This is a genomic window from Pseudomonas sp. GD03875 (genome assembly GCF_029840585.1).
Taxonomy (GTDB): domain Bacteria; phylum Pseudomonadota; class Gammaproteobacteria; order Pseudomonadales; family Pseudomonadaceae; genus Aquipseudomonas; species Aquipseudomonas paralcaligenes.
In genome coordinates, this window is record NZ_JAOCCV010000001.1 from 77,186 (window position 1) to 98,497 (window position 21,312).

The following is a 21,312-nucleotide window of genomic DNA, read 5'->3' on the forward strand; positions in this document are numbered from 1 at the left end:
CACTGAAAATACTCTGGGTGCTCCCCTACCTGCCCTGGCCGACCAGCAGCGGCGGCAAGACCCGCCAGTACCACCTGCTGCGCACGCTGGCCGGGGCCGGCCACCGCATCACTCTGCTGGTGCAGAGCAAGACCGCGCTGGACGAGGACGCCCGCCAGGCGCTCGAACCCCTGCTGGAACGCCTGATCGTGCTGCCACGCAGGCCGCTGCGCAGCGCCACCACCCTGCTGGCACTGGCCGCCTCGCCGCTGCCGATGCTGGCCAGCATCAACGGCTACGCGCCGGCGCTGGGCAAACGCTTCGCCGAACTGCTGGACGAGCCCTGGGACATCGTGCAGATCGAGCACAGCTACAGCTTCCAGCCGTTCGAACAGGCGCTGCGGCAGGCCGCCCAGCCATTCATCCTGACCGAGCACAACGTCGAGTCCGCCCTCGGCGGCGCTACCTACGACCGTTTCCCCGCCTGGCTGAAGCCCCTGGTGCTGCTCGACCAGTGGCGCTACCGGCGCTGGGAACGGCGCGTCATGCGCCAGGCCGAGCGGGTGGTGGCGGTGACCGAGAGCGACGCCGTGGCGCTCGGCCGCATCGTCGGCGGACCGGTGCCCGTGGTGGTCAACGGGGTCGACTGCGCGCGCTACGCCTCGGTGACGCCGGCCCATGACAGCCGCCGGCTGCTGTTCATCGGCAACTACGAGTACCCGCCCAACGTCGACGCGGTGGAATGGGCGCTGGACGAGGTGATGCCGAAGGTCTGGCGGCAATGCCCGGAGGCCACCATCACCATCGCCGGCCACGCCCTGCCGCAGGACTGGCCGCAGCGCTGGCCCGACGCTCGCATCGAGTGGCACGGCTTCGTGCCGGACCTGACCGTGCTGCAGTCACGGGCCGCGCTGTTCTTCGCCCCACTGCGCCAGGGCGGTGGCTCCAAGCTCAAGGTGCTCGAAGCGATGGCCGCCGGGTTACCGGTGGTGACCACCTCGCAAGGCGTCTCGGGCCTGGCCGTCACGGCCGGCGCGGAATACGACGGCGGCGACGACGCGGAGGCCCTGGCCGGCGCGCTGTTGCGCCAGCTGGCGGACCCGGCGGGCGCATCCGCCATCGGCGCGGCGGGCCGAGCCTACGTGCGCCGGGCCCACGACTGGGCGGCGGCGGCCGGACAACTGAATGCCGTCTACGCCGACTGCCTCGCCCACCGTGGCCGGGAGGCTCAGCCATGCGCGTAGGGCTGGATTACCGCCCGGGGATCAGCAACCCCAACAACGGCATAGGCCGCCAGAACGTGGCGCTGGCCTCGGTGCTGGGTGAGCTGCCCGGCGTCGAGCTGCACCTGTTCACCCCGGCGCCCCTGGACCATCCGCTCAGGGCCCGGGCCCACTGCCCGGCCTGGGACAGCAGCGTCGACGGCCAGCACCGCCTGCCGCGCCGCCTGAGCTTCGAGCTGGGCTACCTGCCCGGCGCCCTGCGCCGCGCCGGCATCGACGTGCACATCAGCACCTTCAACATGGGCCTGCCGCTGCCGCCCAGGCCGCCGGGCCTGCGCTACGTCCTGCAACTGCACGACCTGTTCCAGCTGCACCTGAAGAACCGCCACAGCTCCTGGCTGCGCGAGACGGTGTACCGGATCAGCGACAACCTCTCGATCCGCTACTCGGTGGCCGTCGCCGACCGTATCTGGACGCCGTCGCAATTCAGCGCGGACGAGGTCGCCCGCACCTTCCCGAAGGCCGCCGGCAAGGTCCGCGTGCTGCCCAACCTGGTACCCACCCACACCCCGGCGCCGATGCGCCCGGCCATCGCCCTGCCGGAGCGCTTCTGGCTGGCGGTCGGCACCCGCGAGCCGCGCAAGAACATTCCCTGGTTCGTCGAGCACTGGGCCCAGGCCCGCGTCGCCGACCCGGCGGTGCCGGACCTGGTGCTGGTCGGCGGCGCCGAATTCGTACCGGCGCAGCAACACGCACTGCCCGGCCTGCACCTGATGCCGCCGCTCGGCGACGCGGAACTGCAATGGCTCTACCAGGCCGCCGAGCGGCTCTGGCAGCCGTCCTACGCCGAGGGCTTCGGCCTGCCGGTGATCGAGGCGATGGCCATGGGCACGCCGGTGGCCGTGGCCAGCGGCACCTCGCTCGACGAGATCGTGCCGCCGGGCACGCCCCGCTTCAGCCCCCACGACGGCGCCGCAGTAAGCGCCCTGATGCGCGAGCTGGCGCGCCCCGCGGCCCCGGATCGCCAGGCCCTGCGCGACTGGGCCGGCCGCTACGCCGAGCAGCCCTACCGGGCCCGGGTCAGCGAACTGCTACAGGAGCTGCAGGCATGACCTCGTCCTTCGGCATGCCCATCGCCGCCGCCGTCGGCCTGGTGTTCGGCATCCTGCTGTGGTTCCTCTCGCCGCTGAAGGTGGCGGTGCTGATCGTCGCCATGGTGATCGGCCTCAACCTGCTGCGCCGCCCCCTCCTCGGCCTGCTGCTGTTCGCCGCCATCGCCACCTTCCTGCCCTACTCGACTATCAACGTCGGCATCCGTACCACGGTGTCCGAACTGCTGATCCTGGTGGTCTGGGCCTGCATCCTGTTCCAGAACATCTTCGAGGACTCGCGCCCCACGCTGGTCAAGGGCCGCACCGAGCGCTACGTGCTGGCGCTGATCCTGTTCAGCGCGTTTCCCTTCGTGGTCGGCCAGCTCACGGTCAACGCCGAGGGCGGCGGCGTGGCCAACTGGATACGCTGGCTGGCCAACGTATCGTTGCTGTTCCTGGTCGCGCGCCTGGTGCAGAACGAGCCGACCCGCGAGCGGATAGTCCAGGCACTGCTGTTCGGCACCCTGGCGATGCTGCTGCTGTCGCTGCCGATCTTCCTGGTCGAGCGCTCGGCGGCGGCCATCAACCCACTGCTCACCAAACTCGGCTACGCCATGCTGGACGAGGTGATCCGCGACACCTCCGGCGCCGTGTTCCTGCGCATGGGCTCGCCCTGGGTCCACCCCAACACCCTCGGCGGCGCCATGGCCCTGGTGCTGCCGCTGGCCCTCTGCTACGGCATCACCCGCCACGGCTGGCGCCGCGCCCTGGGCATCGCGGTCGGCGGCCTGGGCGTGGTCGCCCTGCTGCTCAGCGGCTCGCGCGGCGCCCTGCTGAGCCTGGCGGTGGTGCTGGTGTGGATGGCGGTCCGCCGGGTGCCCTTCACCGGGCGCCTGCTGCTCACCGGCTCGGCCCTCGGCCTGCTGCTGGTGCTGTCCTACCCACCGCTGCAGGAACGCATCTCGACCATGTTCGAGTTCAGCGGCGACGCCAGTACCTCAGTGCGCTTCGACGAGTACGCCAACTTCCCCCGGGCGATGGCGGCCTACCCCTTCGGCATCGGCTTCAAGGTCGAGCCGCCGGTGCCGGGCACGGACCTGCTGGGCATCTCCAACCTCTGGCTGAACTTCATCTACCGGCTCGGCCTGCCCGGCATGCTGCTGTTCATCGCCGCGACCTGGTGCTGGTGGAAGGAAGCGCGCCCGCGCACCGCGCGGATCGACCTGACCCCGAACAACGCCATCTGGCTGGGCACCACCGCCGGCCTGCTGGCGGCGCTGTTCAGCGGCCTGTTCGACCACTACTTCGGCTTCCAGCCGGTGCTGGTCGGGCTGTTCTGGCTGATGATCGGGCTGAGCCTGCAGGAGGCACGCCGGCTGCGCGCGGCCGAGGAGCGGGTCGTCACGGGCGATCCCACTCCGTCCGCCGGCGCCTGACCGCATGTTCGGCTCCACGCTGTGGCTGACGCTAGCCACCCTGGTCGGCCTGGCGGCCGGCTTCGCCCGCGAGTGGCTGCTGGTCGACGCCTGGGGCGCCAGCCTGCGCAGCGACGCCTTCCTGGTCGCGCTGTTCCTGCCCGAGGCGGTGCGCATGGCGATGGCCACCGGCCTGTTCAGCTCCGCCGCCCTGCCCCTCTATCAGGAGCGCGACGCCGCACGGCGGGCGGCCTGGCTGTCGGCCCTGACCGCGCGGGTGCTCGGCACCGGCTTCGCCATCGCCGGGCTCTTCTACCTGGCCGCGCCCCTGTGGGTCTGGCTCATCGGCCCGGGTCTGTCCGACACCGGACGGGCCTTGGCCGGGCAGAGCCTGCAACTGCTGGCATGGTGCGTGCCCGGCTTCCTCCTCCACGCCCTGCTGTGCATTCCGCTACAGGCCCACGCCCGCTTCGTCCTGGCGGGCATGGGCTCGCTGCTGTTCAACCTGCCGCCGGTGGTCTACCTGGCGCTGCAGGGCGGGCAGGCCGAGCCGGCCGGGCTCGCCGCCAGCTGCGTGGTGGGCAGCCTGCTGATGCCCCTGGCGCTGCTGCCGGCGATGCGCGGCATGGGCTGGCGGCCCTGGCGCGTCCGCGCGGACGACGACTGCGGCCGGCAGCTACTGGGCCGGCTCGGCCCGCTGCTGGCCAGCACCCTGGCGAGCCAGGGGCTGGCGCTGCTGGAACGGATGGTCGCCTCGCTGCTGGGCGAAGGCGCGGTCACCTGGCTGAACTTCGCCCGCAAGCTGATCAACCTGCCGATGGTCGCGCTGATGAGCCTGAACCAGGTCTTGCTCGGCCTGATGGGCGGCAAGTCGGAGCAGGAGCGCCTGGCCCTGCTGCGCCGCGGCACGGCCCTGGCGACGCTGCTGACCCTGCCGGTCGCGGTGGGCGTGGTCGGCGCAGCCGAGCCGCTGATCGAACTGCTGCTGCCTGCCCAGGCCAGCGGCGGCGTGCTGGCCGCCCTGCTCGGCTGGCTGAGCCTGACGCTGCTGTTCGCGGCCTGGAACGCCCTGCTGGCGCGCTACGCCTACTCGGTCGGCGACACCCGCCTGCCGCTGTCCTGCGAACTCGCCGGCAACGCCCTGAATGCCGTGCTGTTGCTGAGCCTGCCCTGGTGGCTGGGCTTGAAGGGCATCGCCCTGGCCGCGTTGCTGGGCGTGGTGCTGACCGGCCTGCTGCTGATGCGCAGGCAGCACCTGCTGGCTCGGCTGGACTGGCGACGGCAGTGGGCGCTGGCGCTGGCCCTGCCGGCCCTGGCCCTGCTCATCCCGCTGGCCCTGCCCCACGGCTGGTGGCAGCTCGGCGCCGCCACCCTGGCCGGCCTGGCCCTGCTCGGCGCCCTGGCAGTCCTGCTCAAACCCTGGAAGTAGGGTGCGCCGCGCGCAACGGGTAAGGCCTGGTTATGCCCCCATTAGTTGCTGCACCCTTGTGGGAGCGGATTTATCCGCGAATGTCGCGGCCACTCGGAATGCCACCCAGCCGCTCCCACAAACGCGGACATAACCAAAGGCCTGTCCGCTAGCGCGGCGCCTTCTCCCCGCTCGCCTGCTGGGCCTCGCCTTCCTGCCCCGCCCGCACGTAGTGGCTGTTCTTCAGCAGCCAGCGCTTCTCGATGCCGTGCCACATCAACGCCGCCCCGCATAGGGTCAGGCCCACCGCGACACCCAGGGCCAGCCAGGGGTTGGCGTCGAAGGCACCGAAATGCACCAGCGTCTGCACGATGGGAAAGTGCAGGATGTACACGCCATAGGAAAAGTCGCCGAACTTGCAGAAGTTGCCGACGTAGTTGTACAGCGCGAAGAAGATCACCAGCACGCCCAGCGCCAGGGGCCTCAGGGCCTCGATCTCGACCACGGGGCGCAGCAGGAAGTAGGCCACGGCGGCCAGCACCAGCCACTTCAGGTGCTGCTCGAAACGCGGCAGCAGGTAATAGAGCAGCGCGCCGGCGATGAAGAAGCGCAACTGCCCCGGCAGCTGCTTCTCCAGCAGCTCGTACAGGCCGCGCCCGGTGCTTTCGAGCAGGTGCAGCATGACCAACGAATAGACCGTCGAGGCCACGAACAGCGCCAGCATCACCCGCAGGTAACCGGCGCGCCGGCATAGCCAGACGATGGCCGGTACGCTCAGGTAGAACATCACCTCGATCTTGATGGTCCACAGCGCGCCGTTCACCGAGGCCAGCCGGTTGTCGGTGAACACCCCGGGCAGGTCGGGCTGGACGAAGTTCAGGAAGCCCAGGTTGAAGGCCAGGTAGCGGAAGAAGCCGCTGGACAGGAAGTAGTCCGCCAGCGGCAGCTCGCTGACCCCGCAGAGCAGGACCGCCGCCAGGGTCACCGAGACGAAATAGGCCGGGTAGATGCGCCGGCCGCGCTTCTCGAAGTAGTCGGCCAGCGAGCGGGACTTCTCGTAGCTCATGAAGATCAGGAAACCGCTGATCACGAAGAACGACTCGATGGCGATCTTGCCGGAGAGCAGCGTGTCGATGATCGACAGCTCGCCCGCCGCCGACAGCTCGTGGGCGTGCAGCAGGCACACCGCCAGCGCCAGCAGCAGGCGGATCAGGTCGAAGTTGTTCTGCCGCAGGCGCGGGCTGTCGATACGCATGGCCTTCCCGGTCACTTGGCGGGCTTCACCGACAGCTTGGCGGTGTCCTCCTGGGCCGGCTTCCTGCTGAACAAGCGCTTGCCCAGGCGATTGGCGCCGTTCATCAACGGTTCCTCGATCAGTCGGAAGCCGACCAGACCATAGACCATCACCGCCGTGAACATCAGCACCAGCAACACGACGTTGCCGAGCACGCTCGGCGAGGACGGCCCGAACAGCACCCAGCACTTGCCAACCACGCCCAGCACCAGCAAGTGCGACAGGTAGGTGGTGTAGGAGCTGTCGCCGATGGCCACCATGAAGCCGGGCACCCGCAGCAGGCCGCGACGCTCGAGCAGGGTAGCGCCCATGGTCAGCAGCCCGAACAGGCAGCCCAGGCTGAACACCCGGACCAGCCCCTCGCCGCGGAACAGTCCGTAGGTGTAGCCGACAGGCACTCCGACCAGCGGAACGAACAGCAGCATGCCCAGGGCCAGGCGACTGGAGACCCGCTCGCTGGCCGGACTGAAATAGAACAGGGCGATCATGCTGCCGAGCACGAACTCGACGGCGTAGGGATGCAGGATCAGCCGCAGGAAGGGATTCAGGCTGGCGGTGTCGAGCACCAGGTTGGCGCAGATGATCAGGCCGGCCCAGCCGGCGAGAATCCAGGGTAGGTAGCGCTCGCGGCAGAGCATGAGGGAGGTGAAGACCAGGTAGAACCACATCTCGAAGATCAGCGACCAGGCGACCATCACCAGCGGCAGGTTCTCGTCCGGGATCAGGAAGAACGACTTCCACAGGTTCGGCTGGTCATGCCCGCTGTTGACCCAGGCCGGCATGATCAGGAACACCGCCAGGGTGATGAAGAAGTACACCCAGTACGGCGGGTAGATCCTCGCCACGCGGGCGTAAGCGAACTTGACGATCTCCCGCGGCACCTGGAAGCGGCCGCGGGACACCATCACCATGATGAAACCGCTGACCACGAAGAACCAGTCGATGAACAGCTGATTGAAGTCCTTGATCGCGGCCGGCAGCAGCGACAGCCCGGCATACTTTTCCTCGGCGAACGTCATGTGACCGATGACCACCCCGGTCAGGCCCAGACAACGAAACGCCTGGAGGCTGTTCAACTTCGACATGCCGTGCTCCGGAACTGCAACGCCTCCCGCGGCAACGCAGGAATGCGCCAGAAAATAGCGCCAATAAACTGGCAGAAAGAGAAAAGGAAGGGGCCTGGAGGCCGTACGTGCGTAATTTGCGGCAGGATGCCATCATGCCCGGGAGCCTGGCAAGGCACGGCTGTCGCGATGGACGCCCCTCGACCGAGGCGGCGGAATCCTGACTCTTCCACCCTTTGTCGTCCCCGAAAGAACCCGTTGGAGAAGCGGAGTCACACATGACTCATCAAGTTGCAACCCGGAACATCGCCCTGTCCCTGCTGCTGTGTTCGGCGACGGTCGCCCCGCTGGCCCAGGCCGCCGACGACGACCCGATACGGATGATCATCAAGCAGTACGACCGGGACCTGTACTCGACCATGGACGACCTGCTCTACATCCGCACCCACCAGTGCCTGGAGCCGGCCTACAGCGAGAACGCCATCCTGTTCTACATCCCCTATTCGGACGACAACAAGCTGCAGTTCAGCTCGAAGGTCGAATGCAAGGTCCTGGAGCTGTACGACCGGGGCGCCCACTACAGCAAGGAAGGTCGCTGAGCGGCCGGCTCAGCCCAGCAGCTCGCTCAGGGGGATGAAGCGCACCGGCTCGCCCTCCTCCAGGCAGCGTCCCTCGCGCACCTCCACCAGCCCGTCGGCCCACACCGCGCTGCGCAGCACCCCCGAACTCTGGTTCGCATAGAGCACCGCCCGCCCCGCCTCCAGCCGGGCGCGCAGGTACTCGCGGCGGTTGCCCGCCCTGGGCCAGGCGAAGCCGGCGGGCACCTCGACGCTGAGCGGCTCCACCGTCTGAACGCCCATCCGCCGCAGCAGGTAGGGGCGCGCCAGCAGCGCGAAGGTGACCAGCGTCGACGCCGGATTGCCCGGCAGGCCGAGCACCGGCACGCCGCGGAAGTGGCCGCAGGTCAGCGGCTTGCCGGGCTTGATCGCCAGCTTCCACAGCGTCAGTTCGCCGTCCTCACGCAGCACCTGGCCGAGGCAGTCGGCCTCCCCCACCGAGACGCCGCCGGTCGACAGGATCAGGTCCATGTCCGCCTGCCCAGCCAGCACTTCCCGGGTCCGCCGGGGATCGTCGGGCAGGATGCCGGCGTCGCGCACCTCGCAGCCCAGGCGCCGCAACCAGGCGATCAGCAGGCTGCGATTGCTGTTGTAGATCTGCCCTGGGGCAAGCGGCCGGCCTGGCTCCACCAGTTCGTCCCCGGTGGACACGACGGCCACCCGCGCCTTGCGCCGCACCGTCAGCAGCGCCTGGCCGAGCGAGGCGGCCAGGCCCAGCTCCACCGGTCCCAGGCGGGTCCCGGCCTGCAACACCCGCTCACCGGAGCGCGTCTCCTGCCCCTGCGGGCGCACATGCTGGCCCGGCCGGAGCGGCTGGGTGAAACGCACACGACCCTCCGCCTCCTCGGCGTTCTCCTGCATCTCGACGGTGTCGGCGCCCTCCGGCATCGGCGCACCGGTGAAGATGCGCGCGCAGGTGCCGGGCTGCAGCGGCTCCGGCGCCTGGCCGGCGAGGATGCGCTGGCTGACCGGCAGCGGTTCTCCACGCCAGTCGGCATGGCGCAGCGCATAGCCGTCCATCGCGCTGTTGGGCCAGGGCGGCAGGTCCAGGGACGCCACCAGGTCCACGGCCAGCACCCGGCAGTCGGCCTGCTCCAGCGGGACCTCCTCACAGGGCAGCGCCTCGGCCTGCTCCGCCAGCGCCAGCAGGCGCTGCAGGGCTTCTTCCAGCGGAATCAGGCTCATCCGCGGCTCTCGCAGGCGTCCGCCTGCTTCAGATGGGGGACGAAATTGCACGGCCGGTGGCGGCTGTCCAGCTGCTCGCGGAGGATGCCGTCCCAGGCGGTGCGGCAGGCGTTGGTCGAGCCGGGCAGGCAGCACACCAGCGTGCCGTTGGCCAGCCCCGCCAGCGCCCGCGACTGGATGGTGGACGTGCCGATGTCCGCCAGGGAAATGTGCCGGAACAGCTCGCCGAAGCCGTCGACATGCTTGTCCAGCAGGCAGGCGACCGCCTCGGGCGTGCTGTCGCGACCGGTGAAGCCGGTGCCGCCGGTAATCAAGACCACCTGCACCTCATCCTCGGCGATCCAATGCGCCACCTGGGCGCGGATGCGGTACAGATCGTCCTTCAACAGCACCCGGGCGGCCAGCCGGTGCCCGGCCTCGGTGAGCCGGTCGACGAACAGCTGGCCGGACGTATCGGTCTCCAGGGAGCGGGTATCGCTGACGGTGAGAACGGCGATGTTCAGCGGCACGAAAGCCGCCTCGGCCTTGTGGCTCATGGCGTGATCCGGTTGTGATGAAGTCAGGCCGGTGTTATATCACGCGCCTTCCTTGGAATTCCCCGATGACCGTCGACGAGCCCTTGCCCTGCTCCATCCTCCTCCTGGCCGGCGGCCGGGGCCAGCGCATGGGCGGGCGGGACAAGGGCCTGCTGGAGTGGCAGGGCCGGCCGCTGATCGCCCACCTGCACGCGCTGACGCGACCGCTGACCGACGACCTGATCATCTCCTGCAACCGCAACGCCGAGCATTACGCCCCCTACGCCGACCGACTGGTGGCAGACGCCGAGGAACACTTCCCCGGCCCCCTCGCTGGCATCCTCGCCGGCCTGGCGGCCGCCCGCCATCCGCACCTGCTCGTGCTGCCCTGCGATGCGCCCCAAGCGGACCTCGCCCTGATCGAAGACATGCGCACCCTCGCCCGGCACGAGCCGGACAAGGCGGTGCTCATCCGCCGCGGAGAACAGTGGGAACCCCTCTTCTGCCTGCTGCCCAAGACATTCCTGCCCCCCCTGCAACAAGCCTGGCAGGACGGCGAACGCAGCCCGCGTCGCGCGCTGCTGTCACTGAGCATCCTCGCCCTGCCCTGCGTGGAACACGACCCGCGACTGGCGAACCTGAACACGCCGGAACTGCTGGCCGAGACCCCGCCTGGCGCTCCCTCCTGAGGAAGCGGCTCGTGGCCGCCAACCCGGCCCTCGCCACCTCGCGACAATGCGCCACGCAAAAAAATTCAGCTAACGCCTTGTGCAATAAAACTTTTTCGGTAGAATGCGCGCCATCTTCGGAGCGTAGCGCAGCTTGGTAGCGCGTCTCGTTCGGGACGAGAAGGTCGCTGGTTCGAATCCAGTCGCTCCGACCACTTCCCGACTCCAGAATACTCAAGGTATTTTGGAGATCTTGAAAAACCGGCCCTATGGCCGGTTTTTTCGTTTCAGCCCACCTTGCTACTCCCTTCTGCTCTGCACATCATGTGTGCCAGCATGTATGCTGGCCACTCAGCAAGGGATTTTGTATGCGCATAGTCACAGTACTTTTGACAGCACTGCTTACTACTGGTTGTGCTACCAGCGGCTTGAAGATTAGCCAAGCTCAGATGGACAAAATCGTCGCTGGGCAAACAACTCGTGATGAGATGATTTCTATTTTCGGCCCTCCCACCAGCGAAACTGTCGGTGCCGATGGAAATAAAATTCTTGCGTGGGGCTATGCTCGCGTCGACTTCCTAATAACCACTGATAAACAGGGCATGGCCGTATTCCTCGGCCCAGATGGCACTGTCAGTAGCTACAACCGTCAAGGCAGTACTCCTCCCGCGTCCAAAGTCAAGCAAGCTGTCCCCCCTTCAGCTCTTCATCAATCGCCAGCAAAGATACCGGTCGAGAGGCAGCCAGAAACAAAGAGAATCATGCCCTCAACACCTATGTGTTATTCAAATGACCAGTGTGATGCCATGTGGGCTGAAGCCATGATCCAAATACAAGCTTTGAGTCAAATGCGTATTAAGATCGCAACTGAAAACTTTGCCCAGACCTACAACCCCACTACTTCAGGGCGCATGGGTGCCTCCATCCAAAAAATTCCTGCTCCCGATGGCGCAACCGCCACCCAAGCCGAGTTCTCCTGCACCAATACTTGTAATGATCAGATTACCTCTGCGCTCAACATTTTCAATAAAAGTATTAGCCAGACAGGTGCAGCCTTTAAGAACCAATAACGACTCCATTGCATTCATTATTGGTTAGCAGAGGAAAGGTTTAAACGCATGGCTAGCATTGCCCACACATCGAGGCATAAATCATTTAGCAAGGAGGCTGCCATGCGCACCACCCTAATAGCCTTATCACTCGGTACCTTAGCAGCTCTATCTGGATGTGCCGTCAAAAAGGATTTCTATGCCATGGGAGGCAGCCGCGCCGATGGTACGGTAGACATGGCCTATGACTTTCAGCAATTCGAGCAGCCGATAATCAATCATCAGCAGGCCCAGGCTGTAGCAAAGACAAAATGTGCGGTGTGGGGCTATTCAGGAGCAGAGCCATTTGGTGGACAGACGACTAAGTGTTCACGAGTAGATGGATGGGGTAACTGTGTCGCTGGTCAAGTAGTGATTCAATATCAATGCCTCGGTGAGGGGACAAATAACTCTTCTTCCTACACCCTGACTCCGGCCAAAACATCGGTGATACCATCTGATACCTCCTCTATAGAACCAACCAAGGAGCAATGGAAGCAGCAGCAATTACAGAATCTCATGCAGGACTCCAGCCTCGGCTATGAGGAGTACATGAAGCGACGCGCTGCAATTCTCGCGCAGTAACAGAAAAGCCCGGCAGTTCACCGGGCTTTTCGCTTTCTCTCTCCACCAACAAAACTACCCCTAGCCAAGACTCTGGCGCCTCTTACGCGCCCACCCCAAGCACTCTCTGCCGTCCCCTTAGCGGCAGGGCACCACATAAGAGAGGTGTGGCAAGCACAGCAGCTAGGTATGATGGCCAGCTAACATCAAAGGAGCTGTCATGATCGTTACCAGGGCCGTTGTCGCGGTGCTCGCGCTGGCTTTTCTGACCGGATGCGGACTGAAGGCCAGAACCTTCAACGAAGGGGGAAGAGGCTATGCGATGGGCCTTGGTAGCCATTCAGGGTCGGTCTGTCTGCTTCCGGGGAAAGCTCCAGCATCTGTGGAGAAGACCTACATCGGCGTACTCAAAGGCCGCAGAGGGGCGCCCGGCGCTTTCGAACCCGTGCGACGAGTCATGGTAGAGGAAGCACGGAACATAGGCGCAGACCTGCTGGAAGACACGGTAATGCGTCAAGACCTGGCCTTTCGTGGCATTTTCTTCATTCGCCCGATTGGTGAGGGAATCGCCTATCAGCTCAAGGACCATGACTCCTTCGACTGTGTAGCCAATGGCGGCCTTCTCTATGAAGGTACCGGCTCTCCTCCCAAACGCCTGGAGTCAGTACCGGTGTCAAAGGCCCAGCCCGCCGCCGTTGCTGCGCCCGCCTCCATCCAAGCCAAACCCGCGCAGGTCTCGTACGACCAATGCATGGAGCGAGTGCTTCGAATTCAGGATGCGCAGCTGAGACTCGAATCCATGTCGCTATGTGATGGCGTGAAGTAAAGGAGCTACTCCCCATGAAGTTTCTGCGCATAGCTGTAATCGCCACCCTGGCACTGCTCACAGGCTGCGCCTTCGGAATCAAGGTCGACTATCGGATGGCGTTGCCGTACGTCCAGCTGGAGCCATCGACCGAGAAGCGTGTCATCGAGGTGGCAACCGTGGATCAGCGGCCTTATATCCTCAGCGGTAATAAGCGGCCGCAGTTCGTGGGTGTATCGCGGGCGTTGTACTACAACCCCTACAACATCAACACGGCGAGCGGGCTCGGTCTGGTCACCGACCTGCAGAGCGCGATGATCACCGCGCTGGCCCGCGACCCTTCGGTGCAAGCGAGGGCAACCCAGAACCGGGATCACGCCTCGGCTCCCGGCGCCCGCCTGCTGGTGCTGACCGTGCGCGAATGGAAGTCCGACGCCTACATGCGAGTGCGGTTCGACTACGACGTGACGGCAGAGATCAAGGACGAGCATGGCCTGGTGCTGGCGACCAAGACTGCAAAAGGTCGCGGCGCGATCACCCACTTCCTCAACGCCGGCGCCGATGTCCTCAATAAGGCGCTAGGGGATCATGAGATCGTCAAGGCACTGGGCAGCACACCAACCCCGCTCGTCTCTCCAGCACCAGCGCCGACAGCGCTGGCTCCGGCGACCGCATCCGCGAAGCCAGGTATCCAGTACGACGACTGCATCAGGCGCGTGCTCAGGATCTCCGACCAGCAGCTGCGCCTGTCGGCCATGAGCGCCTGCGACAGCGCGAAGTAGCCTCATCGCTGTTCCGAGACGCGAAGAACCGGCCACCTGGCCGGTTTTTTCGTCGATGGCCTGGGCGAAAGATGCAACGGAAGGGGCAAAAAAAACGGGAGCCGCAAAGGGCTCCCGCACTCGATCAGTAGAGTAAAACCACGACGGCATCGCCTGTCGCGGCTACAACCTCACCAGCGCCCATTGGGGGCGCAGGTTGCAATCTGGCACAAAACAAGCGTTTGCTCCGTATCACTTCGTAGCCAGCCTGCAAAGAAATGTAAACGGCTGGCCCGCTCCGGGCGGCCACGGCAGAATGCGGCCATGACCGCCCATATCCCGCCCTTCTGCCAGTTGCTGGCCACCCCGCCTCTGTTCGCGTTGCCCGACACCCAGCTGGTGTGCGCCAGTTTCGACCCCGCGCGGCTGGCGGCGGACGACTTCCGCCGCTGCGCCATCGAACCGGTACGAGGAGTGGCCAAGCGCCAGGGCGAGTACCTGGCCGGCCGGCTGTGTGCCCGCGAGGCGCTGCGCCGGCTGTGCGGCCAGGCGCTGGTGCCGGGACGCGACGAGGAAGGCGTGCCGATCTGGCCGGCCGGCATGGTCGGCTCCATTACCCATGGCGCCGGTCAAGCCGCGGCGCTGGTCGCCTTCGGCAGGCGCTGGCGCGGGCTGGGGCTGGACCTGGAGAAACGCCTGGGCGCCGAGCGGGCAGCCAGGCTGGCGGGGGAAATCCTCACGCCTGCCGAGATGGAGCGCGCCGCCGGGCTGTCGCCCGAGGCCTTCGCCCGCCATGTGACGCTGACCTTCTCGCTCAAGGAGAGCCTGTTCAAGGCCCTCTACCCGCTGGTGCTGCAGCGCTTCTATTTCCACGACGCCGAACTGCTCGAACTGAACGAGGACGGCCATGCCGAGCTGGTTCTGCTGATCGACCTGGGCACCGAGTGGCGCCCAGGCACCCGGCTGAGCGGGCAGTACCGCGAGTACGACGACTACCTGCTCAGCGTCGTCGCCATTGCCCCGCGCTAGACGAACGCCTGCCGGCCGAAGCCCCGGGGCAGGCGCTGGCGGCCCGGCAGGCCGCTGAGACGGGTCTCCCAGGAAGCGCGCCAGTCGCTGGCCGCCCGCGCGATCTTCTCCTGCCGCGACGCCCGCCGCGCGGCGTTGCGCGCGCTGCGCCGGGCCTCGGTGAAGGCTTCGGTCTTGCGGCAGTTGCGGCACTTCACCCTAGCCAGTTCGGTCGTGGAAGGCAGCTTTTCTCCGTGGGAGCCACAGGCGAGGTGGCCGGAGACCTTGTAGTGCATCACCATCGCGAATCTCCTGCAGGTGGGCGGCCCGCCCGTGTCGGCCGGGCCGATGCCCCTCAGGGGTTCGGACTGCGCTGGCGGCGTTGCGGTTCAGGTCGCGTGACCGGCGCGGCCGTCAGTCGTCGCCGTAGTACTGCACGCCGATGCGGATGATGTCGCGCCCCTGCGCCTTGCGCTGGTGGTTGGTGTCGCGCAGCGAGTAGATGCAGCCGCAGTATTCCTGCTGGTAGAAGCGCTCGCGCTTGCTGATCTCGATCATCCGCGCCGAGCCACCGCCCTTGCGCCAGTTGTAGTCCCAGTAGGTGATGCCGGGGTACCGGGCGGCCGAGCGCGCGCCGCTCGCGGTGATCTGCTGCATGTCCTTCCAGCGCGAGATGCCCAGCGAACTGGAGATCACCGGGAAGCCGTGCTCATGGGCGTACAGCGCGGTGCGCTCGAAGCGCATGTCGAAGCACATGGTGCAGCGGATGCCGCGCTCCGGCTCATGCTCCATGCCCCTGGCCCGGGCGAACCAGTCGTCGGTGTCGTAATCCGCGTCGATGAAGGGCACGCCCTGCTGCTCGGCGAAGCGGATGTTCTCTTCCTTGCGCAGCAGGTACTCGCGGGTCGGGTGGATGTTGGGGTTGTAGAAGAAGATGGTGTAGTCGATGCCGGAGGCGGCTATCGCTTCCATCACCTCGCCGGAACAGGGCGCGCAGCAGGAATGCAGCAGCAGCCTGTCGGCGCCGCCCGGCAGGGTCAGCCGGGGTCTCACGAACTCGGACATGGACATTCTCCAGCAATGAAAAAACGGAGCGCGAGGCTCCGTTCCGTCCGTGACACGCGCCCGGCTCAGGCCAGTTCGGCGCGCAGCTGCCTGGCCGCGGCCACCATGTTGACCAGCGCCGCCTCGGTCTCCGGCCAGCCGCGGGTTTTCAGGCCGCAGTCCGGGTTGACCCACAGACGCTCGGCCGGCACCCGCTGGGCGGCCTTCTTCATCAGGCGGACCATCTCGGCGCTGTCCGGCACGCGCGGCGAGTGGATGTCGTACACGCCCGGGCCGATCTCGTTGGGGTACTCGAAGCGCTCGAAGGCGTCCAGCAGCTCCATGTCCGAGCGCGAGGTCTCGATGGTGATCACGTCCGCATCCATGGCGGCGATGGACTCGATCACGTCGTTGAACTCGCTGTAGCACATGTGGGTGTGGATCTGGGTCTCGTCGCGCACGCCGGAGGCGGTCAGGCGGAACGATTCGGTCGCCCAGTCCAGGTACGCCTGCCATTGCGCCTTGCGCAGCGGCAGGCCCTCGCGGAACGCGGCCTCGTCGATCTGGATGACCTTGATGCCGGCGGCCTCCAGGTCCACCACCTCATCGCGGATGGCCAGCGCCAGCTGGCGCGCCTGCTGCTCGCGGGAGATGTCGTCACGCGGGAAGGACCACATCAGCATGGTCACCGGACCGGTCAGCATGCCCTTCATCACCTTGTCGGTGCAGCTCTGGGCGTACTGGATCCACTCCACGGTCATCGGCCGCGGACGGCTCAGGTCGCCGTAGATCACCGCCGGCTTCACACAGCGCGAACCATAGCTCTGCACCCAGCCGAAGCGGGTGAAGGCGTAGCCGTCGAGCTGTTCGGCGAAGTACTCGACCATGTCGTTGCGCTCCGCCTCGCCGTGCACCAGCACGTCCAGGCCGAGCTGCTCCTGCACTTCCACCGCGTGGCGGATCTCGCTGTGCATGGCCTCGGTGTATTCGGCGGCGGACAGCTTGCCGGCCTTGAACGACTGGCGTGCCAGGCGGATCGCCGAGGTCTGCGGGAACGAGCCGATGGTGGTGGTCGGGAACGCCGGCAGGTCCAGGCGGGCGCGCTGCAGCTCGATGCGGGTGGCGAACGGCGACTGGCGCTGGCTGTCACGCGCGGTGATGGCCGCCAGGCGGGCCTGCACGGCCGGCTTGTGGATGCGCGGCGAAGCGGCACGGCTGGCCTGCACCTTGCCGCTCTCGGCCAGGGCGGCCTGCACGTCGGCGTTCTGCGGGTCGCGCAGGGCCTGGGCCAGCACGGCGACTTCGCGGCACTTCTGCACGGCGAAGGCCAGCCAGCTCTTCAGCTCGGCGTCCAGCTTGTCTTCGCGGGCCAGGTCGACCGGGCTGTGCAGCAGCGAGCAGCTCGGCGCCACCCACAGACGCTCGCCCAGGCGCTCGTGGGCCACGCGCAGGATGTCCAGAGCCTTCTCCAGGTCGGCGCGCCAGACGTTGCGGCCGTTGACCACGCCGAGCGACAGCACCTTGTAGGCCGGCAGGCGGTCGAGGATGCCGGGGAACTGCTCCGGGGCGCGCACCAGGTCGATGTGCAGGCCATCCACCGGCAGGCCGGCGGCCAGGCCGAGGTTGTCTTCCAGGCCGGCGAAGTAGGTGGCGATCAGCTTCTTGCCCGGCTCCTTCTGCAGCAGGTTGTAGGCGCGCTCGAAGGCGTTCTTCCAGTCCTGCGGCAGGTCGAGGGCGAGGATCGGCTCATCGATCTGCACCCACTCGGCGCCCTGAGCGGCGAGACGCTGGAGGATTTCCCCGTAGACCGGCAGCAGGCGTTCGAGCAGGTCGAGGCGGTCGAAGTCTCTGCCCTTCTCCTTGCCCAGCCAGAGGTAGGTCAGCGGGCCGATGATGACCGGCTTGACGTTGTGGCCCAGGGCCTTGGCTTCGTCGACTTCCTCGAACAGCTGCTCCCAGCTCAGGGCGAACTGCTGGTCGGCGCTGAATTCGGGGACTAGGTAGTGGTAGTTGGTATCGAACCACTTGGTCATTTCCTGGGCGTGGGCACCGCCGCAGCAGGTGTTCTGGCTGCTTCCAGAAACACCCCGCGCCATGCCGAACAGGGTGTCCAGGGTCGGTTTGCCGCCGTGGGCGTGGAAGCGCTCGGGAATCACGCCGAAGGTCAGCGAATGGGTCAGCACCTGGTCGTACCAGGCGAAGTCGCCGACCGGCAGCAGCTCGATGCCGGCGTCCTTCTGCACCTGCCAGTGGGCGGCGCGCAGCTCGCGGCCGACGGCGCGCAGGCCGGCTTCGTCCAGTTCGCCCTTCCAGTAGGCTTCCAGCGCCTTCTTCAGCTCGCGATCACGGCCGATGCGGGGAAAGCCGAGGTTGTGTGCCAATGCCATCTGTCTGTCTCCAGTGTTCGTGAATGGCGCACATTCTCGACACCCGGAACCTCATGAGACAAACTCAACATATTCGTGATGATCACAAGTTTTATTCATTGAGATTCGCTCATGTTGGAACTGCGCCACCTCAAGACCCTGCACGCCCTGCGCGAAACCGACAGCCTGGTGGAAGCCGCCGAGCGCCTGCACCTGACCCAGTCGGCCCTGTCCCACCAGTTCAAGGAGCTGGAGGAACGCCTGGGCATGCAGCTGTTCGTGCGCAAGACCAAGCCGGTGCGCTTCACCAGCGCCGGCCTGCGCCTGCTGCAGCTGGCCGACAGCCTGCTGCCGCAGCTGCGCGCGGCGGAGCGCGACATGGCGCGCCTGGCCGGCGGCACCGCCGGGCGGCTGCACATGGCCATCGAGTGCCACAGCTGCTTCCAGTGGCTGATGCCGACCATCGACCAGTTCCGCGACGCCTGGCCGGAAGTGGAGCTGGACCTGGCCTCGGGCTTCTCCTTCGCCCCGCTGCCGGCGCTGACCCGCGGCGACCTTGACCTGGTGGTGACCTCCGATCCGATCGAACTGCCCGGCATCACCTACGTGCCGCTGTTCACCTACGAGGCGCTGCTGGCGGTGGCCAACCAGCACCCGCTGGCCGGCCGCCCCTACGTGACCCCGGAGGACCTGGAGCGGGAGACCCTGATCACCTACCCGATCGAACGCGACCGCCTGGACATCTTCACCCGCTTCCTCGAACCGGCCGACGTGGAGCCGGCCCAGGTGCGCACCTCCGAGCTGACGGTGATGATGATGCAGCTGGTGGCCAGCGGCCGCGGCGTGTGCAGCCTGCCCAACTGGGCGCTGCATGAGTACAGCTCGCGCGGCTACGTGACCGCCAAGCGCCTGGGCGAGCGCGGCCTGTTCGCCACCCTGCAGGCCGGCATCCGCAGCGACATGCTCGACGCGCCGTTCATGCGCGACTTCCTGCTCACCGCCAAGGACACCTCCTTCGCCACCCTGTCGGGAGTCAGCGCGGCGCGCGGCTGACGCGACTTCTTGGTCGCTGCATCAGCCCGTACACTCCGCCCTTCCCTCCGTTGAAGGCCCGCCCGATGCGCACCCTCTACCAGTTCCCGATCTCCCACTATTGCGAGAAGACCCGCTGGCATCTGGACCACAAGGGGCTCGACTACCGGGTGGACAACCTCTTCCCCGGCTTCCATCGCCTGAAGAGCAGGCGCCTGGCCGGTATCGTCACCCTGCCGATCCTGCGCGACGGCGAGCAGGTGGTGGGCGACTCCACCGCCATCGCCCTGCATCTTGAACAGCGCTACCCCGAGCGTCCCCTGCTGCCCGATGACGCCGAGCAGCGCGCCCGCATCCTGGAGCTGGAGGAACGCTTCGACCGCCTCGGCGTTCACGTGCGGCGCTGGCTGTACGGCCAGATCGAGGACTGGAGCAGCGTGATGCACGCCATGCTCAAGGTCTACCGCCCCTGGTTCGGCCTGCGCGACCTGATGAAGCCGCTGCTGGTCGACGGTGTGAAGAAGCTCTACGGCATCCGCCCGGACCGGGTGGCCAAGTCCCGCGACGAGCTGCTGGCCGGCCTCGACCTGATCGAACAGCTCACCGGCGGCGATCCCGCGCGCTACCTGGTCGGCGACCGGCTGAGCCTGGCCGACGTCAGCGCCGCCGCGCTCTACGGCCCGCTGTTCACGCCACCCGGCACACCCTGGGAACACATCGCCGGGCACGACAGCAGCATCCAGGCATTCCTCGACGAACTGGCCGCGCGCCCCGCCGGCCAGTGGGTGCTGCGCCGCTACGCCGAGGACCGCGCGCGCCGCTGAGGAGCATCGCCGGGCATGACCGCTGGTCATGCCGGCGCATCAACCGGCCACCGGCCGCAGTCACAGCGTTATCGACCTACGGGCGGAACGGGTCCGTCCGTGCCACGCGAGGACGCATCATGACGCACAGCGGCCGTGACCTGCGCATCGACCTGTTCCGCGGGTTGGCGCTGGTCTTCATCTTCTGGGACCACATCCCGGGCAACCCGCTGGCCCAGGTCACGCCGCGCAACGTCGGCCTCAGCGACGCGGCGGAAATCTTCGTGTTCCTCGCCGGCTACGCCGCCGTGCTGGCCTACGGCAAGCTGCTGCAGCGCGACGGCTACCTGGTCGCCTGCCTGCGCATCCTGCGCCGGGTATGGGTGCTGTACGTGGCGCACATCTTCCTGCTGGCGGTGCTGATGGGCATCGTGTTCTTCACCAACAATCATGTGGAGCAGAAGGACTTCGTCGGGGCGATGGGGCTGGACTATTTTCTCAGCCACCCGCAGCAGGCCGTTACCGACGAGCTGCTGCTGCGCTTCAAGCCCAACCTGATGGACCCGCTGCCGCTGTATATCGTGCTGCTGGCCGCCCTGCCGGTATGCCTGCCGCTGCTGCTGCGCTGGCCGGTGGCGCTGCTCGGGGCGTCGTTCGTGCTCTACCTGCTGGCGCCGCTGCCGGACATGAACCTGGCCGGGCCGCAGGGTGGCGAGTGGTTCTTCAACCCCCTGGCCTGGCAGTTCCTGTTCTTCCTCGGCGGCGGCGCGGCGCTGTACGCCCAGCGTCGCCCGGCGGACGCGCCGCGCCCCGGGGTCGGCCATCCGTTGTTCGTCGCCTGCGCGACGTACCTGGTGCTATGCGCCGTGCTGGCGCTGTCGTGGAAATTCCCGCCGCTGCACGCGCAGTGGATGCCCCAGGCGCTGGCGGACCTGATCTACCCCATCGACAAGACCGACCTGTCGCCGCTGCGCCTGCTGCACTTCCTCGCCCTGGCCTATTGCGTCGCGGTGGTGCTGCCGAGCGGCGACTGGCTCAGACGCTGGCCGGCGCGGGAGATGTGCCGCATGGGCCAGTATTCGCTGGAAGTGTTCTGCCTCGGCGTGGTACTGGCGCCACTGGCCGACGCTGCCAACAACCTGCTCGGCGAACACTGGCTGGTGCGCTTCGCCACGGCCATGGCCGGCCTCTGCCTGATGATGGCGCTGGCGGTCTGGCTGGACTTCATCAAGAACGTCGGCCAGCGCCGCACCCAGCCGGCACCGCTCGACCCGCCGCCGCAGCTGGTCTACGGCGCCCGTTAACCCATACCAGCGGGGCAATGGTGCGCATGGCGCACCCTACGGGACGGTGCCACACCGTAGGGTGCGCCATGCGCACCG

The 21,312-nt window shown here is 66.9% G+C and carries 21 protein-coding genes and 1 tRNA gene; 15 read left to right on the top strand and 7 right to left on the bottom strand.

All coding sequences use genetic code 11. From position 1 onward, the window contains the following. Positions 1 to 2: 2 nt before the first annotated feature. Genes N5D30_RS00385 through N5D30_RS00400 form a run of 4 tightly spaced genes read left to right on the top strand, consistent with a single transcriptional unit; the run spans position 3 to position 5,137 of the window. Complete coding sequence (locus tag N5D30_RS00385; protein WP_279907349.1) at positions 3 to 1,223, top strand: glycosyltransferase family 4 protein; 1,221 nt, start codon at positions 3 to 5, stop codon at positions 1,221 to 1,223. Then, positions 1,214 to 2,314 carry a glycosyltransferase family 1 protein gene (locus tag N5D30_RS00390; RefSeq protein WP_279907180.1) on the top strand — a complete coding sequence of 367 codons (1,101 nt, stop codon included), beginning with the start codon at positions 1,214 to 1,216 and terminating at the stop codon, positions 2,312 to 2,314. The genes N5D30_RS00385 and N5D30_RS00390 overlap by 10 nt, the downstream gene beginning before the upstream one ends. Next, entirely contained in the window at positions 2,311 to 3,729 is a 1,419-nt protein-coding gene (locus N5D30_RS00395; RefSeq protein ID WP_279907181.1) for an O-antigen ligase family protein, read from the top strand. The genes N5D30_RS00390 and N5D30_RS00395 overlap by 4 nt, the downstream gene beginning before the upstream one ends. A gap of 4 nt (positions 3,730 to 3,733) precedes the next feature. After that, the gene (locus tag N5D30_RS00400; RefSeq protein ID WP_279907182.1) at positions 3,734 to 5,137 is read left to right on the top strand and encodes a lipid II flippase MurJ; all 1,404 of its coding nucleotides are present in this window, start codon (positions 3,734 to 3,736) and stop codon (positions 5,135 to 5,137) included. A 148-nt stretch (positions 5,138 to 5,285) separates the two neighbouring features. Here the strand turns inward: N5D30_RS00400 and N5D30_RS00405 are convergent, their stop codons facing one another. Together N5D30_RS00405 and N5D30_RS00410 are read right to left on the bottom strand one after the other, a co-directional pair. Beyond that, the gene (locus N5D30_RS00405; RefSeq protein ID WP_279907183.1) at positions 5,286 to 6,371 is read right to left on the bottom strand and encodes an acyltransferase; all 1,086 of its coding nucleotides are present in this window, start codon (positions 6,369 to 6,371) and stop codon (positions 5,286 to 5,288) included. Between the two features lie 11 nt (positions 6,372 to 6,382). Further along, complete coding sequence (locus N5D30_RS00410; protein ID WP_279907184.1) at positions 6,383 to 7,495, bottom strand: acyltransferase; 1,113 nt, start codon at positions 7,493 to 7,495, stop codon at positions 6,383 to 6,385. Between the two features lie 257 nt (positions 7,496 to 7,752). Between N5D30_RS00410 and N5D30_RS00415 the strand changes: the two genes are divergently transcribed. Further along, positions 7,753 to 8,073, top strand: coding sequence for a hypothetical protein (locus tag N5D30_RS00415; RefSeq protein WP_279907185.1), 321 nt, complete (start codon positions 7,753 to 7,755; stop codon positions 8,071 to 8,073). Between the two features lie 9 nt (positions 8,074 to 8,082). Here N5D30_RS00415 and glp read toward each other — a convergent pair whose 3' ends face one another. Both glp and moaB read right to left on the bottom strand, forming a co-directional pair. Further along, positions 8,083 to 9,276 carry a gephyrin-like molybdotransferase Glp gene (glp, locus tag N5D30_RS00420; protein ID WP_279907186.1) on the bottom strand — a complete coding sequence of 398 codons (1,194 nt, stop codon included), beginning with the start codon at positions 9,274 to 9,276 and terminating at the stop codon, positions 8,083 to 8,085. Further along, positions 9,273 to 9,812: a molybdenum cofactor biosynthesis protein B gene (gene moaB / locus N5D30_RS00425; RefSeq protein WP_279907187.1), complete on the bottom strand. Its 540-nt coding sequence runs from the start codon at positions 9,810 to 9,812 to the stop codon at positions 9,273 to 9,275. The genes glp and moaB overlap by 4 nt, the downstream gene beginning before the upstream one ends. A 65-nt stretch (positions 9,813 to 9,877) precedes the next feature. Here moaB and mobA point away from each other — a divergent pair, with 65 nt between their 5' ends. The 7 genes from mobA (at position 9,878) to N5D30_RS00460 (ending at position 14,706) form a co-directional block, all read left to right on the top strand. Beyond that, the gene (gene mobA / locus N5D30_RS00430) at positions 9,878 to 10,480 is read left to right on the top strand and encodes a molybdenum cofactor guanylyltransferase MobA (RefSeq protein WP_279907188.1); all 603 of its coding nucleotides are present in this window, start codon (positions 9,878 to 9,880) and stop codon (positions 10,478 to 10,480) included. 117 nt (positions 10,481 to 10,597) lie between these two features. Beyond that, positions 10,598 to 10,674, top strand: a tRNA-Pro gene (locus tag N5D30_RS00435). Positions 10,675 to 10,827: 153 nt separating this feature from the next. Beyond that, positions 10,828 to 11,529 carry a hypothetical protein gene (locus N5D30_RS00440; RefSeq protein ID WP_279907189.1) on the top strand — a complete coding sequence of 234 codons (702 nt, stop codon included), beginning with the start codon at positions 10,828 to 10,830 and terminating at the stop codon, positions 11,527 to 11,529. A 102-nt stretch (positions 11,530 to 11,631) separates the two neighbouring features. After that, entirely contained in the window at positions 11,632 to 12,132 is a 501-nt protein-coding gene (yecR, locus tag N5D30_RS00445; protein WP_279907190.1) for a YecR family lipoprotein, read from the top strand. A gap of 199 nt (positions 12,133 to 12,331) precedes the next feature. Further along, positions 12,332 to 12,937 carry a hypothetical protein gene (locus N5D30_RS00450; protein WP_279907191.1) on the top strand — a complete coding sequence of 202 codons (606 nt, stop codon included), beginning with the start codon at positions 12,332 to 12,334 and terminating at the stop codon, positions 12,935 to 12,937. Between the two features lie 14 nt (positions 12,938 to 12,951). Next, positions 12,952 to 13,698 carry a hypothetical protein gene (locus N5D30_RS00455; RefSeq protein WP_279907192.1) on the top strand — a complete coding sequence of 249 codons (747 nt, stop codon included), beginning with the start codon at positions 12,952 to 12,954 and terminating at the stop codon, positions 13,696 to 13,698. 303 nt (positions 13,699 to 14,001) lie between these two features. Continuing rightward, positions 14,002 to 14,706 carry a 4'-phosphopantetheinyl transferase superfamily protein gene (locus N5D30_RS00460; RefSeq protein ID WP_279907193.1) on the top strand — a complete coding sequence of 235 codons (705 nt, stop codon included), beginning with the start codon at positions 14,002 to 14,004 and terminating at the stop codon, positions 14,704 to 14,706. Here the strand turns inward: N5D30_RS00460 and N5D30_RS00465 are convergent. From N5D30_RS00465 to metE, 3 genes are all read right to left on the bottom strand, one after another. Continuing rightward, complete coding sequence (locus N5D30_RS00465) at positions 14,703 to 14,987, bottom strand: hypothetical protein (RefSeq protein ID WP_279907194.1); 285 nt, start codon at positions 14,985 to 14,987, stop codon at positions 14,703 to 14,705. The genes N5D30_RS00460 and N5D30_RS00465 overlap by 4 nt on opposite strands. Positions 14,988 to 15,099: 112 nt before the next feature. Beyond that, the gene (locus N5D30_RS00470) at positions 15,100 to 15,750 is read right to left on the bottom strand and encodes an epoxyqueuosine reductase QueH (protein WP_279907195.1); all 651 of its coding nucleotides are present in this window, start codon (positions 15,748 to 15,750) and stop codon (positions 15,100 to 15,102) included. A 65-nt stretch (positions 15,751 to 15,815) separates the two neighbouring features. Then, on the bottom strand, positions 15,816 to 18,116 hold the full coding sequence (gene metE, locus N5D30_RS00475) for a 5-methyltetrahydropteroyltriglutamate--homocysteine S-methyltransferase (protein WP_279907196.1): 2,301 nt from the start codon (positions 18,114 to 18,116) through the stop codon (positions 15,816 to 15,818). 111 nt (positions 18,117 to 18,227) lie between these two features. Between metE and metR the strand changes: the two genes are divergently transcribed. From metR to N5D30_RS00490, 3 genes are all read left to right on the top strand, one after another. Then, complete coding sequence (metR, locus tag N5D30_RS00480; protein WP_279907197.1) at positions 18,228 to 19,148, top strand: transcriptional regulator MetR; 921 nt, start codon at positions 18,228 to 18,230, stop codon at positions 19,146 to 19,148. A gap of 65 nt (positions 19,149 to 19,213) precedes the next feature. Next, positions 19,214 to 19,951 (top strand): glutathione S-transferase family protein, encoded by a 738-nt coding sequence (locus N5D30_RS00485; protein WP_279907198.1) that lies wholly within the window; start codon positions 19,214 to 19,216, stop codon positions 19,949 to 19,951. A gap of 119 nt (positions 19,952 to 20,070) precedes the next feature. Beyond that, a complete protein-coding gene (locus N5D30_RS00490; RefSeq protein WP_279907199.1) occupies positions 20,071 to 21,234 on the top strand; it encodes an OpgC domain-containing protein in 1,164 nt (387 codons plus the stop codon). The last annotated feature ends 78 nt before the right edge of the window (positions 21,235 to 21,312 follow it).

Excerpts from the sequence above, each read along its gene's own strand:
- N5D30_RS00390 (WP_279907180.1), top strand. The coding sequence starts at position 1,214 with ATGCGCGTAGGGCTGGATTACCGCCCGGGGATCAGCAACCCCAACAAC.
- N5D30_RS00395 (WP_279907181.1), top strand. The coding sequence starts at position 2,311 with ATGACCTCGTCCTTCGGCATGCCCATCGCCGCCGCCGTCGGCCTGGTG.
- N5D30_RS00400 (WP_279907182.1), top strand. The coding sequence starts at position 3,734 with ATGTTCGGCTCCACGCTGTGGCTGACGCTAGCCACCCTGGTCGGCCTG.
- N5D30_RS00405 (WP_279907183.1), bottom strand. The coding sequence starts at position 6,371 with ATGCGTATCGACAGCCCGCGCCTGCGGCAGAACAACTTCGACCTGATC.
- N5D30_RS00410 (WP_279907184.1), bottom strand. The coding sequence starts at position 7,495 with ATGTCGAAGTTGAACAGCCTCCAGGCGTTTCGTTGTCTGGGCCTGACC.
- N5D30_RS00415 (WP_279907185.1), top strand. The coding sequence starts at position 7,753 with ATGACTCATCAAGTTGCAACCCGGAACATCGCCCTGTCCCTGCTGCTG.
- glp (WP_279907186.1), bottom strand. The coding sequence starts at position 9,276 with ATGAGCCTGATTCCGCTGGAAGAAGCCCTGCAGCGCCTGCTGGCGCTG.
- moaB (WP_279907187.1), bottom strand. The coding sequence starts at position 9,812 with ATGAGCCACAAGGCCGAGGCGGCTTTCGTGCCGCTGAACATCGCCGTT.
- mobA (WP_279907188.1), top strand. The coding sequence starts at position 9,878 with ATGACCGTCGACGAGCCCTTGCCCTGCTCCATCCTCCTCCTGGCCGGC.
- N5D30_RS00440 (WP_279907189.1), top strand. The coding sequence starts at position 10,828 with ATGCGCATAGTCACAGTACTTTTGACAGCACTGCTTACTACTGGTTGT.
- yecR (WP_279907190.1), top strand. The coding sequence starts at position 11,632 with ATGCGCACCACCCTAATAGCCTTATCACTCGGTACCTTAGCAGCTCTA.
- N5D30_RS00450 (WP_279907191.1), top strand. The coding sequence starts at position 12,332 with ATGATCGTTACCAGGGCCGTTGTCGCGGTGCTCGCGCTGGCTTTTCTG.
- N5D30_RS00455 (WP_279907192.1), top strand. The coding sequence starts at position 12,952 with ATGAAGTTTCTGCGCATAGCTGTAATCGCCACCCTGGCACTGCTCACA.
- N5D30_RS00460 (WP_279907193.1), top strand. The coding sequence starts at position 14,002 with ATGACCGCCCATATCCCGCCCTTCTGCCAGTTGCTGGCCACCCCGCCT.
- N5D30_RS00465 (WP_279907194.1), bottom strand. The coding sequence starts at position 14,987 with ATGGTGATGCACTACAAGGTCTCCGGCCACCTCGCCTGTGGCTCCCAC.
- N5D30_RS00470 (WP_279907195.1), bottom strand. The coding sequence starts at position 15,750 with ATGTCCGAGTTCGTGAGACCCCGGCTGACCCTGCCGGGCGGCGCCGAC.
- metE (WP_279907196.1), bottom strand. The coding sequence starts at position 18,116 with ATGGCATTGGCACACAACCTCGGCTTTCCCCGCATCGGCCGTGATCGC.
- metR (WP_279907197.1), top strand. The coding sequence starts at position 18,228 with ATGTTGGAACTGCGCCACCTCAAGACCCTGCACGCCCTGCGCGAAACC.
- N5D30_RS00485 (WP_279907198.1), top strand. The coding sequence starts at position 19,214 with ATGCGCACCCTCTACCAGTTCCCGATCTCCCACTATTGCGAGAAGACC.
- N5D30_RS00490 (WP_279907199.1), top strand. The coding sequence starts at position 20,071 with ATGACGCACAGCGGCCGTGACCTGCGCATCGACCTGTTCCGCGGGTTG.